We start from the raw sequence: 16,842 nt of genomic DNA, 5'->3' as shown, positions 1-16,842 counted from the left end.
CCCAAAGCATCTACTACCCCATGTATCTTGGTACTCAATCCTCCTTTGCTACGGCTTAATTGATGACACGCCCTAGATGATCCATGTCAAGATTTCCATTACCTATTATCTAGCACTATATCTGACTTCTTGGACTATGAAACCCTATAAATCAAGCAATATTGTGCCAATTTCTGGCTATCAATGGCTAGCACTCGCCACGGTAATAGCGGGTGGTGTTGTTGGTGGGATTACTAGTTTTATCGGTAATTTCTTGTATTTGATCATTCTGTTTCCCCTGGGCATGGGATTTTTGGGGGGTGGTGCAACTCATATTGCCGTAAAAAAAGGTAAAGTCAGAAACCCGGCAATCGCAGCTTTATTTGGGGCATTGACGGGTATATCCATCTATGGTGCCATGCATGTTTTTGATTACTGGACTTTTCAGAGATCTGTAGCTGGAGAATTACGACAAGCCTATAGCGAAGATCTGCAAACAGCACTCGCTGAAAGCGAAGAAGGAGTCACTGAAGAAGACCTTCTACAATTAGCAATTGATACTATCTTAATCGAGGAAACTGGGCAAGCAGGCTTTATAGGATATTTACAATTTACTGCCCAACAAGGCATGGAACTATCGAGATCGAGCAGTGGCGGTATTCCAGTGAGCGGAATAGGTATGTGGATTTATCGCGCTCTAGAATTAACCGTCATTGCAGGAGTCAGTACCGCAGCCGGATTTCGGGCAGCGAAGGAACCCTTTTGTGAAATTAGCGATCGCTGGTATGGCGATCCACAGCGAGTCGGAAATGTAGACGACGATCGCTCACAAAAGTTTATCGGTTTCCTGGATAGCAATAATTATGTCAAAGCTGGGGAGCTAATTAATACTCATCTGGATATTCCCATTCCCAGTCTAGAGGTTTATCTGCAATCCCCTCCTCAAGAAGGCATGGCTGATTCGGTGGTTACCTTGAGTAAAACTTCCTTAAATAAGGATAATAAATTAGAGCTAAAGCAGGTCTTAATGGGGATGGTTTCCCCAAGGGAACTCAAGCAACTCCAAGATTCAATTCCCCAGAGTGCACAGACACCAACGAATGATCCAGAAGCTAATAACCCGGTTGATGAAACTTGAGCAAAGGCTTTGCGCGGTTAAGTTAAGAGGATTAGAAACATGCCATCCCAACCCCAAGAGTATTATGTTCTCATCGAACAAGATGAAGACGGTTACTACAGCGGAAACAGAGTAAATCTGTGAAGGCAACTGCTATGAAACAGAAACCTAAATCGTGAGGTTTAGGAATCCCCTCGCCTTTAGGCAGGGGTGGATGTCAAGGAGTTGCTTTAGCACCGTTGAAGTGGGGCGGGTTTACAGTATTGACGGTTACAGGTAAGCCATCCAATAAGGACTGTTCAATCTGGTTAGAGGGGCGATCGCCTGCTATCCTTGCCTATAGTGTTATAGCCAGCAAGAATTATGGATATTCCAGAGGTTCTAGCCTTAGATTTTGATGGTGTACTCTGTGATGGATTAGTCGAGTATTTTCAAACGGCTTGGCAAACCTATACTCAGGTGTGGGCAGTGGACGAGACTCCTCCACCTCCAGGGATGGCAGAACAATTCTATTGTCTGCGCCCAGTGATTGAAACCGGTTGGGAAATGCCGGTATTGATTCGAGCCATGGTTGAAGGAGCTTCAGAGGAGGAGATTTTAGCGAATTGGCGCGGGATCTGCGAGCAAATTATTACCAGAGATGGACTCAAAGCTGCGGAAATTATGGATCGAGTCGATGGGAGGCGCGATCGCCAGATCCAAACCAACCGCTCAGACTGGTTATCCCTGCATCGATTTTATCCCAGTATTGTCCCTCAACTGCGATCGCTCCTGGCTAACCCCGATCTGGAGTTAGTAATTATTACCACCAAAGAAGCCAGGTTTGTCCAGGAACTACTGGAAATGGAGGACATTGACTTTCCTGGCGATCGCATTATCGGCAAAAGTATCAAATGCCCCAAAACCGAAACCTTACTCACATTCCATCCCTCAGAAAAATGGATTTGGTTTATTGAAGATCGCTGGAAAACTCTCCTGTCTGTCACTCAACATCCCCAATTAACCTCCGTGGAACTCTTCCTCGCCACCTGGGGCTACAATACACCTGCCGAAAAACAAGCCGCCAGCAGCCATCCTCGCATTCATTCTCTATCCTTAGACACGTTCAGCCAACCTTTAAACCATTGGTTATAACCTATTGCTAGAGTGCCTGATTATGCTCGATTTTAATAAACTCGCCCGTCAGATGGAAGGCATCAGCCAACATTTACAAGACGAAGCCACCGCTACCCAGAAGCGGCTAAACCGTGCTAGAGAAACCCTAGCTCAAGCGAGCGATCGCCTAGATGAGTTAATCTCTTCCTATGAGCAATGGTCGAATCATTTTGGATTTAATGCCGCCTTTCCCATTGAACCCTTAGATACGGTAGTGGATATTCAAAGTGCGCCTCAAGTCCATACCGTTATCTCTACCGACGGTTCCCAGATGGCTCCCTCCCACCATGAAATTGCCTATTGCTATCTGATTAATACGGGACGAGTCGTTTTTTATTATGGTCAAAATCGGGCTGCAATTCTCGATAGTCTCCCCGAAGCTTTTTATCGTCAAGAAGATCTCTATGTCTCTCGCCAATGGGGAATTCGCACGGATGAATGGATGGCGTATCAGCGCACGGTATCAGAGGCGGCGGTATTGGCGGAATTAGGAGTAAGAGTGGCAACTGAAGAGCGAGGAGAATTAGACGAACAGTTGCCCGCTCTAGCAATGGTGGATGGTTCTTTAATTTATTGGCATTTAGAGCCATTACCGAGTGGGGCGCGCGATCGCATTTTACCCCCGATTCTAGAAGCTTGGGAAACCCTCCAACATCATCGTATTCCCCTTGTGGGTTATTTGAGTTCGTCTCGCAGTGGAGAAGCACTTAACTTTCTGCGTCTTGCCCACTGTCCTCATCCCGAACCCAATTGTATGGTTCACTGCGGCGGGCAAACGGACAAAGCGCCCTGTCAAGTTTTACATCCCTTGCGAGATAGTTCAGTCTTGGGGGGTTGGCTAAAACCAGGACAGCGCAGTGGGTTATGGAGGTCTTCGGCACGAATTTTAGAGCAGTATCGAGAACAAGTAGTGTATTTTTGTTACCTAAATGTGGGGAAAGAAATTGCCCGTGTTGAGTTTCCCCAATGGGTGGTTGAAGATGCCCACTTATTAGAGCAAGCATTAAGTTTCACCCTCGCTCAAGTAGCGAAAGGCTATGGTTATCCGATCGCCTTATCCGAAGCTCATAATCAAGCCGTGGTGCGAGGAGGCGATCGCCATCGGTTTTTCCTCTTGTTGGAACAGCAGATGATTAAAGCAGGTTTGAAAAATATTGGTACATCTTATAAGGAAGCCCGTAAGCGAGGTTCGATTGCTTAAATTAGGTAATCAGTAATAGCGATACACACTGAGTTTCAACTCTCAACTCCCTACGGATGCAATACTCAGGAAAATCGGTTATTGTAACTGTAAATTCACGCAAAGACTTTCCCTAAAAGCCTTAAAAATGGGGGCTTTTGAAGGAAAAGCCGGTTTACTGGTTATCGATCGCCTATTACCAGCGGGTAGCACTATCAATGAATTCCACATTGGGGAACTGAGTTTGAATAGAAGAGGACTCTATACTCTTGGAGTTCATTGTGTTCTGGCTCAGTATTACTCCATTAACCCTATGAATATTGGATCTAACCTGATGCAGGCAAAACAGTTACTTAACCATGGTGTCGTAGTTGCTCAAATGGGCGATCGCCAAAATGCCTTTGAATGTTTCGATCGGGTTCTCCAATTAGCCCCCGACTACGCCAAAGGATATAATAACCGAGGCTTAAGTCGCTATAATCTAGGGGATTATCAGGAGGCGATCGCGGATTTCGATCGGGCTATTACCCTAAATCCTGAGTATGTGAGAAGTTATTACAATCGAGGGAATACTTACCGCAAACTCAAACAGTGGAATCAAGCGTTAGCCGATTTTGAGCGGGTGATCCAATTAGATCCCGAATCAGCAAAAGGGTATCTGAGTCGAGGAGCAGTGTATTGGGAATTACAGCACGATTCGGAAGCACTACAGGATTTTAACCGCGCCATTGAATTGAATCCTGAATTAGCGGCCGCCTATAATAACCGAGGATTAGTTTATGCCGCTCAAAATGAGGTTTTTAAAGCCCTAGCTGATTTTAATTATGCCCTGGCATTGAATCCTCAGTTTGCACAAGCGTATTATAATCGCGGCGATTATTTGATGAAACTGGGCGATTATCCAGGAGCAGCGGAAGATTATAGGCAGGCATTGAATGCTAATTTGCTGTCGATCCGAGCGATATCGAAAAGCAAGTAAAGCAATTAGAAGTCGGGATCTTCACTTAAGGTTTCAATCATCAAATCCATTTGCGATCGCTTGTGGGCGAGAAAGCTCTCACACTCTTTGAGATATTCTACAGCCCGAGTAAATTGATTGAAGACTTCCGCTAAGTCCATATCTCCTGCTTCCATTTGGTTAATAATGGCTTCAACTTGGGCAACGGTTTCTTCATAATTCCAATCAGATTGAGGGGTAGAGTTATTTTTGGAGGATTTAGGCATAATAAACCTGAAGGAGTGAAGGTGTAGTGAACGATGGGATAGGGAACAGAAGATGATTAAGACGTGGGGGGTTATAACTGTACCCCTATCGGCTGTTGCTCATAGAAATAGCTTAGGCCTCTCAGTTGCTTCCAGTAGGTAATCAGGAATACATTCCTCTTTTCTTTCGCTACATAGAGCGTTTCGCACTCTAGAAATAGACACGAATAGCAATAAGCAACAGCTTGTATAGCTTAGGTCTAAGGCTCCAAACTGTACTCCATAGAACAGACCCTAACTATACAGTAGTTTCCTCTATTATGCAGTACCTTGTTCAATCAAGAATTACAGAATGATTAAGGGAGAATTTCCACAATTTTGACCTTCACTTGACCTTGACCCAATCCAATTGATAATTCTTGTTCTGACTTTAGGGAGCTTACAGAGCGCACAATTTCCCCGTTTTCGCTGCGGACTAAAGCGTATCCCCGTTTCAAGACATTATGAGGATCGAGAGTAGACAGTTTTTGGCGCAAATAGTCACATTTTTGAGTTTGTTGTTGCAGTGCTTGTAGACTGAGTTGGATTAATTGACGACGCTTCCAGTCTAAGGTTTGTTCTTCCTGTGTAATTTGGCGATCGAGTTGCAGACGATAGAGGCGGTTTCGCAAGAGATTAAGTTGATGCTGATGTTGGTTGAAGTAGGTGTGAGCAACGTCGATTAGCGCTAGACAACGGTCTTCATGTTCATTCAAGAGGGTAGAGAGTTCTGGGACAGCTCGATTGGCAGCAGCGGTAGGGGTATGGACATAGAGATCGGTAGCTAAGTCGGCGAGGGATTCATCCCTCTGATGACCGATACCGGAAATAATGGGAATGGGACACTTGGCGATCGCCTTAACCACTCGCTCATCATTAAACGCGGCTAAATCTTCCGTCGCTCCTCCCCCTCTGGCTAGAATAATCACTTCAGCTCGACCATCGCTTTCTACCTGTTGAATAGCTCTCACAATAGAACTGGGGGATTGTTCGCCTTGTACCAGAGCCGGACAAAACAGAACATGCAGCCCGGGATAACGGCGCTTGAGAGTGCGTTGAATATCCCCCCAGGCGGCGGCTTGACGTGAGGTAATTACGGCCACAATGTTTGGATGGGACGGAATGGGTTGTTTGCGATCGGGGTCAAAATAGCCTTCAGCCGCTAGGCGATCGCGCAATTGTCGATATCGAAGGGCTTGTAAACCTTCCCCCCCCGGAAGCACCTGATGGACCATTAATTGATATTGTCCTCTAGGGGGATAAATCCGCAGGGTTCCTAATACCACAATTTTAGCCCCCGCAGTCGGTTGAGTCATCAGTCGAGATAAGGCATTATTCCATACCACACAATTGAGACTCGCTTTTACCTCTGGATCTTGTAGGGTGAAAAATAATCCGCTGCTATATTGGCTGGCGCTCGACACTTCACCCGTAATCCAAATTTGCTGAAGGTGTTCATCTTCTTCTAAGCGCATTTGTAAATATCGGGTGAATTCATTTACGGAAACCGCTCGTTCAGGAACTAACAAGTTGGGTAAGGGAAATGTCATGGGAGTTGTTTTAAGGGAAGTTTAAGAGAACCGAGGCATTCTTTTCACAAGATAACAGATAGTCAACTTTTCTTTCCCTTTCCCCTAGAGGGTAAACCCCTTGAGCTACTCTATAAATGTACCGATCTCCTCAGCGATCGTGTTTATTCCCTATCTCCTCACGTCATTGTTAGCGTTGGCAATCGCCTTAAGTAGTACCTCCATTGATGCTATTCCCAAACATCGCCAACATCAAATCAGGGTAATCTCTCTTCTGATTAGTGTAATTGGTTTTTTGGCGACTTTATCCCAATGCTTGGTTGTCATGTCAACAGGTAAAGTCGCTGTTGTCGAAATCCTTGGAAAAGTTCAAGAAAGCCCCCTGAAACCTGGCGTACACTTGACCAATCCTATGGCCAAAATCACAAGTTTTTCTACTCGTCTCAAAGACATTAAAGAAACGGTCAGTGCGACCTCAAAAGAAGGGCTAAATCTAAGTATTGATGTCAGTTTACAATATAAACTTGACCCTCAACAAGTTGCCAACGTTTATGAAAATATTGGCACAGATGAGACCGAAATCATCATCTCTCGCTTTCGATCGCTGATTCGAGAAATTTCCGCCCGCTATGAAGCCCGTGAAATTTATGGAGCAAAGCGCCAAGAGATTGCCCAAACGCTACAAGACTCTTTGATTAGTCAACTACAACCGTTAGGCTTCACTGTCGATCAAGCTCTGCTCAGAAATGTCACCCTTCCTGACTCTATTCAAGCGGCGATTCAGGAAAAACTAGCCGCCCAACAAGAAAGCGAGCGCCAGGAATTTATTAATGAAAAAGAGCGTCAAGAGATTGAATTTGAGATCGAAAAAGCGCAAAAAGAAGCAGAAAGACAACGAATAGAAGCCCAAGGAATTGCTGATGCCCAAAAACTGCTTGCCCAAGGGTTAACGCCACAAATTATACAGCTTAAGTCCATTGAAGCGACGCAACAATTAGCTGAATCCGAAAACAGCAAAGTGATTATCATTGGTGGAGGCAAGGACAACTTACCCTTAATTCTGCAACAATCAGAATAAGGATTATTCTATCCCCCTATTCCTTATTACCGATTACCAGCCTATGCCCCGTTTTACTCCCTATACCTTGCAAATGCAAATTACCCGTATGTTCCAGGATGGACAATCGTTGTTTGCCCAGATTAAAGTGAACGATTGGCTCAAGGAGCATAACCAAGACCCCAATAACTACACTATAGAGTTTGAGCAAATCCCAGCGCCTCCGGGATCGGCTGATGTTTATGCGATCGCCATTCACATTGAACGCAAAGATGGAGAGCCTGTAGAAGAGTGGCTCTTAGAAGAAATTAACCGTCAAGGATAAAATAAAAACCAGAACAATTTAGGGAACTGCGATCGCGCTACTGAGCGTCCGTATACAGACAGACTTACCACTGCTCCCTTATGAGAACTCCTAGCCCTAAAAAAGCCGATCGCCGATGGATCGTTGCCTTCTGGATCTATTTCTGCTTATTGTTGTTCATATCCCTAGCCGCTTATTTACGGTGGATTCCTGCCCGTGTAGCCGATTACGACAAATTTGGGCATTTGTTTCTCATAGGAACTGCTGGAATTTTAAGTCATCAAGCTCTGGGAGAGCGCATGATTCAACTGGGAAAAATATCTCTTCCCCTAGGGCCAATTTTAGTCACTGTCTTTTCATTCATTGATGAAACCTTACAGATTTTCTCTCCAGCCCGCAGTTATAGTTTGATTGATCTGATGGCGAATTGGATCGGTATCTGGATGTTTTATTGGCTCTTGGTCATCATCCGTAGACTGCTTGCACAAGTCAGAGAATAAGGATTAATCCATAGAGTAATGTTTGCGAACCGGTTGAAGAATGTTCCAGCTACAGGAGAGTCCGGCGGGAAACGTAACTAAATCCCCTTCGCCAAATTTGACCGGTTCTCCACCATCGGGAGTGACGATGACTTCGCCCGTAAGTAAGTAGCAGGTTTCTGAGCAGTCATAGGTCCAGGGAAACTCAGAGACTTCTTTTGTCCAAATTGGCCAATCCCAGATTCCCAGTCGATCCAGGTATTCGTGGCTCGGTTGATGCTCAATTTGTATCGTAGAAGTCATAGAAACTCAATCTGATTCGCTCAACCAACAAGGGAACGGAGAGGGGGGGATTCGAACCCCCGGGACGCTGTTAACGCCCACTCGATTTCAAGTCGAGCGCATTCGACCACTCTGCCACCTCTCCAGTCACAGTCTATTAGTATAGCCTATTTGGGCAGCAGATGGACGGGATGTATAGAGAATTTCTTCACTTTCTATTTTGAACTGGTGGTTGACCCACACTAAGCTCGCTTGGATAACGGTTTGGTTTTCTAGGGTAACGAGGGAGAAGTTGCGAGATTTCCCGGTGGCGGTGGTGATAATTCGGGGAACTCTAGCTGCATTGAGGTAAATTGTACCTTGATTATCTTGAGCGATCGCCTCCCTTAGTCGTGCTTCGGTATGGCGCAAACGGTGATGCATATGGCCAAATGTCACTAAGGGAATCTGTTTTCCCTGCTCTCGAGTCGCCAAGATCGCTGCTCGAAAATCTGGCTCGCCAAAGTCTCCCCCCAAAGGATTCCAATCTTTGCCACAAATATCTTCTGGTTGATCTCCGAGACCTTGGGGGCCACAATGACCCATAAAAATTACTGTCTCATAAGCCGTCTTCTGGGCAGCCGCAATAATTTTATCAGCAGATTCCGTAAAACTATTCACGCCATAGCGGTCTCGATAAAAGCCCCCATTCTGCCAGATGGGGCCGCCCCAACTAAAGGGCCGAGCGCCCACAACACTGAGCTGAAATTGGGGAAAATTGAGATAACCAAACCCCACATGAGTATCGCTGAGCAACTTGAGCTGGTCGCTTACCCGGTCTTCTAACTGACGATTGTAGGGGCATTTCTTCCGACCCCAAGGAGAGGCGGTATACCAACAATCATGGTTTCCTAAAACGATCGCCTTCGGTAAGTCTAGCGCGGCGATCGCCTCCACCACCGCAATTGACTCATTGCCAAAGTCACCCACAAACAACACTAAATCCACTCCTAAAGCATGTAGTGCTTGTGCATCGGCACGTTCCCATTGATCGTGTACATCTCCTACCACGGCGATCTTCAGGGAAGGTTGCTTGGCTTCATTCATGGGATTCTCTAATCACGTCAGTTTATACTATAGTCGATTCAAATGTACGATTCGTTCAAAAAGACTCTAGCAGCGATCGGCCAGAAAGCCCCTACAATCCTGCTTAACTGTACTATTGGGGAATTAAACTTAGAATTTTATCGTATTCAAAATTCTGGAAACAGGTCGCGATCGCCTCAGAAAAATCGGGATTACTTTCGGCAATAGCGCGAATCACTTCAGCCATTTTCTGCTTGTTACCCGTGAGGGTAGCTTGGCGCAGTCGGTGTTGCAATTCTGGTGAGAGCGCCTGAAAATTTTCTGTGGTTAATACCTGAAACATAGACGGCTTATTTTCGAGCGAACAGACCAGATCTTCATAAATGTAACGAACGCCTAAATGCTCTTCCATCACTGTAAAGATTTGCTCTTCTCGAAAAGGTTTTCGCAGGAAATCATTACATCCTGCCGATAAAACCACTGCCCGTTCTTCTTCTAAAACGCTAGCTGTAACGGCAATAATCACCGTTGCCTGTCCTTGAGAGGTTGCTTTAATCTTTTTAGTCGCTTCAAACCCATCGATAACCGGCATTCGTATATCCATCCAAATCAGATGGGGTTGCCACTGTTCCCACATTTCTATGGCTTCTTTGCCATTACTGGCTTCTTGCAACTCGAAGCCCAAGGGATTTAATAGATGAATCAGCAATTGTCGATTGACGGCTTTATCATCAACAATGAGAAGGCGATAGCGAGGTTGACCAGGTTCTAGGGCAATAATCCGGCGCTCATTCCCATTTTGACTTTCCACCTCAGTTGCGTCAACTTCCTCGCACTCAATATCAAAATTGAATATCGTCCCTTGACCTAGGCAAGAGTGTACATGCATATCTCCCTCCATCAACTCTACAAATTTGCGGCTAATGGAGAGTCCCAAACCCGTTCCTTCTTGTGCCTGCTTTCCACTTTCTGTTTGCATAAAGGCTTCAAAAAGTTGATCGAGTTCTTCAGGAGCAATACCCGTTCCCGTATCTTCCACTTCAAAATACAGGGTTATGACATGTCGATCGACAGGTGGGTTATTCGTCATAGAAGGCACGCCGTAACGGACTCTCAGAGAAATCCCCCCGCTTTCGGTAAACTTAAGGGCATTGTTAATCAGATTGATCAGGATTTGGCGGAGTTTGACTTCATCGGTGCAAATGTAGCGAGGGAGATCGTCAGCGAGTTCCAACAACAAGTGCAAGTCTTTATCGGCAGCTTTGAGTTGAAACATATCGTGAATATCATTCAGTAGGCGATAAAGATCGAAGTTCTTAGTATTGAGATAAATACGCCCTGCCTCGATTTTTGAGAGATCGAGAACATTATTAATTAAATTTAGTAAGTGTTCGCCACTGCGATTTATAATGCCGACACTTTGTTGTTGCTCGCTAGAGAGTTTTTGAGAGCGGGTCAAAATTTGAGTAAATCCCAAAATTGCATTGAGAGGAGAGCGCAATTCATGGCTCATGTTAGCGATAAAAATGCTTTTGGCTTGGTTGGCGACTTCGGCGTTTTCTTTGGCAACTTCTAATTGAGCCGTTCGTTCGGCAACTCGTTTTTCCAAGGTCGTAAAAGATTCTTTCAGTTGTGCCGACATTTGGTTAAAAGATTTGGCCAGTTCTCCGATTTCATCGGCGCGATCGATTTTGACTGTTTTATCCCATTCTCCTCTGGCAATATCTTTCGCTGCTGAATTCAGTTTAAGAATAGGTTGAGCGATCCGGCGAGCAGAAAGAATGCCTAGGATCGCCACGCTGACAGAAGCGGCAATGCAAAGGAAAACCGCATTGCGAGCATTATCGTTAACGCGTCCCATAAAGGCAGCTTCGGGAACAACTAAAACAATCAGCCAATCAATACCCCCTTCATCTTGAACGGGAGTGACTTCAACGAACTGGCGATCGCCTTCTAGCTCGAATTCTAATTGCCATTCGCTTGTAATATTCTCGAAACTGCCAAAGGTTGTCAGTAAAAAGTTGGCCGTCTCTCGGGTTAAAATATTTTCGCTTTGGGTTGCTGTAATTCTACTGTAAGGTCCTTCACTCGGATCTTCTAATGTTAAAGGCGGAGAGCCTTCTTTTAATCCTTTCTCAATAGATGGTTCTAAAGTCGATGTAGCGATAAACGCACCATTTCTTTCAATAATGAAAGTCTGACCGGATTCGCCGATTTCCAAACTAGAAAGAAACTGACTGATTCGTGCTAAAGAAAAAGAACTACCAACAATTCCTTTGATTTCTCCATTGGCTTGATAAACCGGAGTCCCCAAGTCAATATTAATGGTCTCGGAATTAATCCATTTATAGACGGGAGTCCAATTGGTTTTACCTGCGGTAATTTGATCTTTGTACCATAGCTGTTCTTGATAATCGTAATCATCACTAGTTTTACTCAGCAATTCTATGGGGTTTCCTTCGCTATCAGTCCTATACACTTCATAGGTTGAGCCGGTGGATTTCCCTAATATCCCTAACCGCAAATCATTATTAGTTCCCCAGTGATAGTCCATGTATTCTCCCCGATTATTAGCATAATAAACGGCAGTAATGTAGGGGAATTGTTTGAGTTGCTGCTTAAAATAACGCCAAGCTCGAGGAGAAGTATCAATGGGTTGTTGTTCCTCATCAATATAGCCTTGATTGATAGCATCGGCATTGAGAGTATTAATAAGATGAGGTGTTTCCAAAAAAGTTTTCACTTCTTTTTCAATGCGAAGACTGAGTTCGTTTCGCAATTGAGTAGCCACTTCGTTAACAGCTTGACGGCTGTGTTTAAAAGAGATCCATGCTACCAACCCAACGGCGGTCACAATGGGGATGACAAAGGCTGAAATCAGAAAGACCTGTAAGGGAATGCGTTGATAAAACCGAAAAAATGAGGATCTTTGCGGCTGGATTGACATCATAATTAACCCCTAAATTTAATTGTCGGAATTAAGCGAATCTCCTGAAGGAGAACCTATAAAAATTGTCGAGATTGTGGCTTTCTCTTACCCAGTATACTCAACTTTTAAAAAAAGTGCCAATGGAGTAAAATATGACTTTAGGAGTTGAAAGTTCTCACTTATCTGTATTCATTCAATTTCGGACTTTTCCTTAATACTGAGATTGCCTTTATTGGTGCAGATGGAGAGTTGATCGGACAGACTTGGATGAGAGATTTACTTTTGAAGCTTTCTCTGTCTTGCTGTCTCAGGAGAAGGGGATAAAAATGGTGATGCTCTTAAGTCCAATTAATCAGGACTCCATTATCCCAGAATGTCCTGCCAAGTGAGATTAATTTGCTGACGATTTCTGACGAGCTGTTCGGGAGCCTTATCGCGCATCATCCCTTGAACTACGGCTATGCTATCTTTAATCAGGAACAGCCATTGAGCTACGTTTAGTGCTAAGGGGTTTCCGGCATAGGTGAAGACTTTTAAGCCATTCCCACTGACGGCGATCGCCCGCGAGAGCAGCAGCATTTTATTTAACTTCAGGTTGGCTTGAATCTTCTCAATTTCTCCATAACCCATAGAAGCCTTTAATTTACAGGGTTCTGGCTTCAGCGTGGACAAATAATGATAGCTGCGAATCACCAGATCGATCGCCGCCACGGGCATCGAAAGGGTTAATAAATGGCGCAACTCGTAGCCATTCACATACATCCAGTTGGCTGTTTGGGCGATCGTCATATTCTTAGGGCCAATTGAGCCAAATTGCAAGAGCTGAGTAAACCCCCATCCGGGAACTGGAATTCCCATTGATGTACACAGATCTGAAACAATATGTCCCAACCAAATTAAGGGAGAAAAAATTTTATTCTCCCCAGCCATATTCCAGGTTTGAATAATTTTTAGGTTTCCTTGGACATCAAACGCTGTCAGGGAACCATTTAAGATATCAAATATGCCAAAAATCAACCCGAATAGGGGGTCATGACCTAAACTCAGTAAGCGATGGGTTTTGGGCGTTAATCCGGGAATATCGGAGCAAATACTTTTATCATAGGGAACCTTACAGACTTTTTCACACCATTTCAGAAATGGGTGTAACTTTCCATTGTCCATTCCCAACGTTCTCAACCATCCTGTAAATTGACTACCTTTTTGCTGAGATTTGCCCAAATAATTGATATCTTTGGGAATAGCTACTACGAAAAAATCCAGGAGCGTTGCTACCAAACCGGTTATCCCCACCACTGCATAATCGAGTTGAGACAGACGCGGTAATAAATCTGGTTTTTTCAATACCTCTTGTTTAATCCGCTCTTCCAGGGAAACCAGAGGATTATTGAGGAAAAATTGATCGTCCCAACTGGCGGACTTAAGAGAGGGAGGCTTGGGGGAATTTTGGGATGAAATTTCATCGACTGAAACCCCTAAAATGTCGGCGATGTCTTTCATGTCTTTCTGGAGACGCTCTAAATGTTTTGATTCTTGCTGTTGAATCTGGCGAAGCGTATTGAAATCATGATGAATACCTGACATTTTCTGGTGGGATGCAGAAAAATCATCTTTGAAGTTAAATAAGTCTGACATAGGGCTAGGCGCTGGGAATCAGTAATCACTTAATTGCAGATCCTATAGATTAAAGTTATAGAATTACAATAAATCTTGGTTGCGCTGTAAGGCTCGTTTCAAGTAATCCAAGGCTTCTTCTAATTTCTTGATTTTCTCCTCATTCTCTTTTTTATTGTACATCAATTCATCCCGTTCATCTTCTAGAGCGCGAATGCCTTGCCGTTGTTCTTTGATAATTTCTTGAGCTAACCGGATATCTTTCTGGATAAAAATTAGCTCTTTCATTACCACTTCTAACTTGGCGGCTTCATTAATCGCAGTGGTGGGAGATTGGGCAAATAATGACCCCAAGCCTACTCCTGAACCTGCGCCCAAGATGGCTCCACCACCGGCAATAACAGCAGCACCACCTGCCATTCCGAAGCCTCCAGCAGCGATCGCCCCTCCACCTAAAAACGCCAATACCGAAGAAACTGCCGCCGCTCCTGACAAACCAGGGGCAATAATGGGGGCAAGAATACCTGCAATAATGGGGGTTCCCAATGCAGCAACTGCGGCTAAAACCACAGCTCCGACTGCCCCCGTAATCCAGGGATTAAATCCTCCCTTAATCCCGTCAACCGCTTCTTTGTGGTGAGATTGAAAGCGTTTAACACATTGGGAATCTAGATTCAACAGTTGGGCAAAGGATTTAAGCTGATCTTCAATCAGGTTTGAATTTGTAAACTTTAAACCCTTGAACTGCCCATCCCTCGCCTCTCCAATGATAGGATAATAGGGGGCAAATAGAGTTAATTCTAATAAAATCAAATAGAGTGAAAATTTATGTTCAACTTCTTGGGCTTGTTCTCTAGCCTTGGCTTTCAAGTGGTCGAAATTAGTTATTAGTTCTACAATGTCTGTAGAGAGATTAGTCGGTTTCTGATTTTGCAAGATAAGATTCATGGAATCTCGCCATTTTTCCAGCCAAATGATCTTTAACCGCTTTTTGTTTTTATCGTCCTCTAGTTTAATATCTGTGAGTACTAAATTGTACTCTAAGCTATACATCAGTTGGGTTTGGGATGGAGTTAATCCAAATTCTTGCATAACCGTGACTTAGGCAAATTGAATCACTTATGGCTACTTTATCACGGTAATTTAAGGAACAGAAAGTAAATGTTACAAAATATCATAACAACATAAAAAAACCTCCCCAGTGAATAGGGAGGTTTTAATTCAATCTTGACGCACCGGTAGAGCAGTTTCGAGGATTTCCATCAACAGCTCTAACCGAGAGGGACGAGACAACAGAGGTACTAGGTTGGGTAGAGAGTAGTAGTCGCCTTTAAAGGTAAAGGTTTCTACAGGCATCTTATTTTTCTTTAACTGTGTTTCCACCCAGTCATAGCTAGAATTCACTCGCACAATAATTACATTGGGGAGAATCTGCATGGTTTGACGATAGTAATCCAAAGCATCCACAAAGTAGGGAGAGCTGTTTTCTCCTTCGTCAGTCACCAAGATGATTTGTTCTACCCGTTGACGGTTGCGCCGCATGGCTTCCACACCACAGCCGATACTGGTTCCACCTCCAGCGTTAATGTGCTTAAAGGCTTTTTCCCAGTCGGTGAGTTCTTTGCCTTGGGCTTTGACGGCATAGGGGACGGTATCAAAAGCGTAGACAAATAAATCAGCCGTGGTAATGCCGGAAATCAAGGCAGCAAGCTGCTTACCGACTTCGATCGCGCGATGCATAGAGCCAGACTTGTCCACAAGTAAAGCCGTCGGTTTAACAATGCTGCCCCGTTTCTTCACTTGGGTGTTGGCGATCGCCTCTAGCTTCGCGATCGTTTCCACATCCAGTTCCGTAGCATCCGATGCCACTTGCGCCTTCAGTGCTGAAACCCGATTCGCCTTTTGTGCCGCTTCGAGCTTCTCATCAATCAGCGCCTTCACCTCCGGATGATCCATCGCTCCCCGTTGTTTCAGAGAGTTCAAGTTATTGATCGTCTCTTGAGGCGACATAGAATGAATCAGTGCCACCAACACCGTCGGTGTAACTTGTTTAACTGCACCAATCGCAATAGTATAGGGAATACCGTGCTTCACAATCAGTTGCGCTTGCTCTGCGGGAGTTGCCGCCTTTGCCACTTGCTTGAGGGCAAACGCTAAACTATCCTCTGGCGGATTATCCTTAAACAACACCGCATTCGCCCGTTCATTGGGCTTAATGTGCAAGGTAGCATACAGATGCTTCATCGCTGTTCGACCTCGCAGAGCCGCGCGGTCGAACAGCTTTGGGTTGCCTTCCCGCTTGCGCAGATAGCGAGTCACTGCCGTCCGCGCACACCGAGGTACTTTATTTTGAAATTGCTTCATAAAGTCCACCACCCGCGCTACTTGGTAAGGTGGGAACTGTTGCAACATCACAAAGCCAGCGCTACGGTGTTCGGGCAGTTGGCTCGTGAGCAAAGAACCCACAAATACTTCCTTATGGTCGCGCACATCCCCATTGTGCTGATACCATACGGCCAAGTGACCATAAAAAATCGGGTCAAGTTGCACTAAAAGATCATGGAGTTCAGCCACTTCTTGCAATTTCCGGTGGGGAGTGGTGAGCAAGGAGTTGAGCATCTCCAAACGCAGATCTTGTTCTGCGTTTTTCACTTTTGCCATGGTTCATCTCCTAGACATATAAGATAAACTTTTGTAGGTAATTCGTATAAACTGGTGGCTAGAAACCGGGTTGCTAAGAATAAGATTACCGCACAAGTTCAAATCGCTTTTTCTGCCTGCTAATATCGGTTTAGGCTCGCAGCGTACAACTCCAAGTACGCACCGGTTTAGTTGGTGGAGAAGTATGTAGGCGACCTCAAGGGGTGACAAGGTAGCTCAAAGGTCGCTATAGCGACCTTTTTCGGTAGT

Annotated in this window: 15 protein-coding genes and 1 tRNA gene; 7 read left to right on the top strand and 9 right to left on the bottom strand. The window is 44.8% G+C overall.

Annotated elements, in window-relative coordinates; all coding sequences use genetic code 11:
- The first annotated feature begins 136 nt into the window (after positions 1-136).
- From AC3A14_RS20455 to AC3A14_RS20440, 4 genes are all read left to right on the top strand, one after another.
- Entirely contained in the window at positions 137-1,117 is a 981-nt protein-coding gene (locus AC3A14_RS20455) for a hypothetical protein (protein WP_318734327.1), read from the top strand.
- Positions 1,118-1,459: 342 nt separating this feature from the next.
- A complete protein-coding gene (locus AC3A14_RS20450) occupies positions 1,460-2,230 on the top strand; it encodes an HAD family hydrolase (RefSeq protein WP_318734329.1) in 771 nt (256 codons plus the stop codon).
- A 22-nt stretch (positions 2,231-2,252) separates the two neighbouring features.
- Complete coding sequence (locus tag AC3A14_RS20445; RefSeq protein ID WP_318734331.1) at positions 2,253-3,452, top strand: DNA double-strand break repair nuclease NurA; 1,200 nt, start codon at positions 2,253-2,255, stop codon at positions 3,450-3,452.
- Positions 3,453-3,579: 127 nt separating this feature from the next.
- Positions 3,580-4,410, top strand: coding sequence for a tetratricopeptide repeat protein (locus tag AC3A14_RS20440; protein WP_318734334.1), 831 nt, complete (start codon positions 3,580-3,582; stop codon positions 4,408-4,410).
- 5 nt (positions 4,411-4,415) lie between these two features.
- On the opposite strand, the gene xseB is transcribed toward AC3A14_RS20440, so the two are convergent.
- Positions 4,416-4,655 carry an exodeoxyribonuclease VII small subunit gene (gene xseB, locus AC3A14_RS20435; RefSeq protein WP_271940196.1) on the bottom strand — a complete coding sequence of 80 codons (240 nt, stop codon included), beginning with the start codon at positions 4,653-4,655 and terminating at the stop codon, positions 4,416-4,418.
- A gap of 335 nt (positions 4,656-4,990) precedes the next feature.
- Positions 4,991-6,223 carry an exodeoxyribonuclease VII large subunit gene (xseA, locus tag AC3A14_RS20430; protein ID WP_318734337.1) on the bottom strand — a complete coding sequence of 411 codons (1,233 nt, stop codon included), beginning with the start codon at positions 6,221-6,223 and terminating at the stop codon, positions 4,991-4,993.
- Between the two features lie 136 nt (positions 6,224-6,359).
- On the opposite strand from xseA, the gene AC3A14_RS20425 reads away from it, so the two are divergent.
- The 3 genes from AC3A14_RS20425 to AC3A14_RS20415 all read left to right on the top strand — a co-directional run bounded on the left by AC3A14_RS20425 (position 6,360) and on the right by AC3A14_RS20415 (position 8,063).
- Positions 6,360-7,280, top strand: coding sequence for a prohibitin family protein (locus tag AC3A14_RS20425; RefSeq protein WP_413039249.1), 921 nt, complete (start codon positions 6,360-6,362; stop codon positions 7,278-7,280).
- A gap of 43 nt (positions 7,281-7,323) precedes the next feature.
- Complete coding sequence (locus tag AC3A14_RS20420; protein WP_318699641.1) at positions 7,324-7,584, top strand: hypothetical protein; 261 nt, start codon at positions 7,324-7,326, stop codon at positions 7,582-7,584.
- 80 nt (positions 7,585-7,664) lie between these two features.
- Positions 7,665-8,063 carry a VanZ family protein gene (locus AC3A14_RS20415; protein ID WP_318734342.1) on the top strand — a complete coding sequence of 133 codons (399 nt, stop codon included), beginning with the start codon at positions 7,665-7,667 and terminating at the stop codon, positions 8,061-8,063.
- A gap of 3 nt (positions 8,064-8,066) precedes the next feature.
- Here AC3A14_RS20415 and AC3A14_RS20410 read toward each other — a convergent pair whose 3' ends face one another.
- From AC3A14_RS20410 to AC3A14_RS20380, 7 genes are all read right to left on the bottom strand, one after another.
- On the bottom strand, positions 8,067-8,345 hold the full coding sequence (locus AC3A14_RS20410) for a cupin domain-containing protein (protein WP_318734345.1): 279 nt from the start codon (positions 8,343-8,345) through the stop codon (positions 8,067-8,069).
- 36 nt (positions 8,346-8,381) lie between these two features.
- Positions 8,382-8,469 (bottom strand) — tRNA-Ser (locus tag AC3A14_RS20405).
- A 2-nt stretch (positions 8,470-8,471) separates the two neighbouring features.
- A complete protein-coding gene (locus AC3A14_RS20400) occupies positions 8,472-9,410 on the bottom strand; it encodes a TIGR04168 family protein (RefSeq protein ID WP_318734347.1) in 939 nt (312 codons plus the stop codon).
- Positions 9,411-9,522: 112 nt separating this feature from the next.
- Positions 9,523-12,339 (bottom strand): ATP-binding protein, encoded by a 2,817-nt coding sequence (locus AC3A14_RS20395; protein ID WP_318734348.1) that lies wholly within the window; start codon positions 12,337-12,339, stop codon positions 9,523-9,525.
- A 342-nt stretch (positions 12,340-12,681) separates the two neighbouring features.
- Entirely contained in the window at positions 12,682-13,953 is a 1,272-nt protein-coding gene (locus AC3A14_RS20390) for a hypothetical protein (protein WP_318734349.1), read from the bottom strand.
- Positions 13,954-14,016: 63 nt separating this feature from the next.
- Positions 14,017-15,024 (bottom strand): hypothetical protein, encoded by a 1,008-nt coding sequence (locus AC3A14_RS20385; protein ID WP_318734351.1) that lies wholly within the window; start codon positions 15,022-15,024, stop codon positions 14,017-14,019.
- A 129-nt stretch (positions 15,025-15,153) separates the two neighbouring features.
- Complete coding sequence (locus tag AC3A14_RS20380) at positions 15,154-16,584, bottom strand: vWA domain-containing protein (protein ID WP_413039147.1); 1,431 nt, start codon at positions 16,582-16,584, stop codon at positions 15,154-15,156.
- Positions 16,585-16,842 lie beyond the last annotated feature (258 nt).

It is taken from the genome of Roseofilum sp., from assembly GCF_982964205.1.
This window is presented reverse-complemented; position numbering and strand designations above follow the sequence as displayed.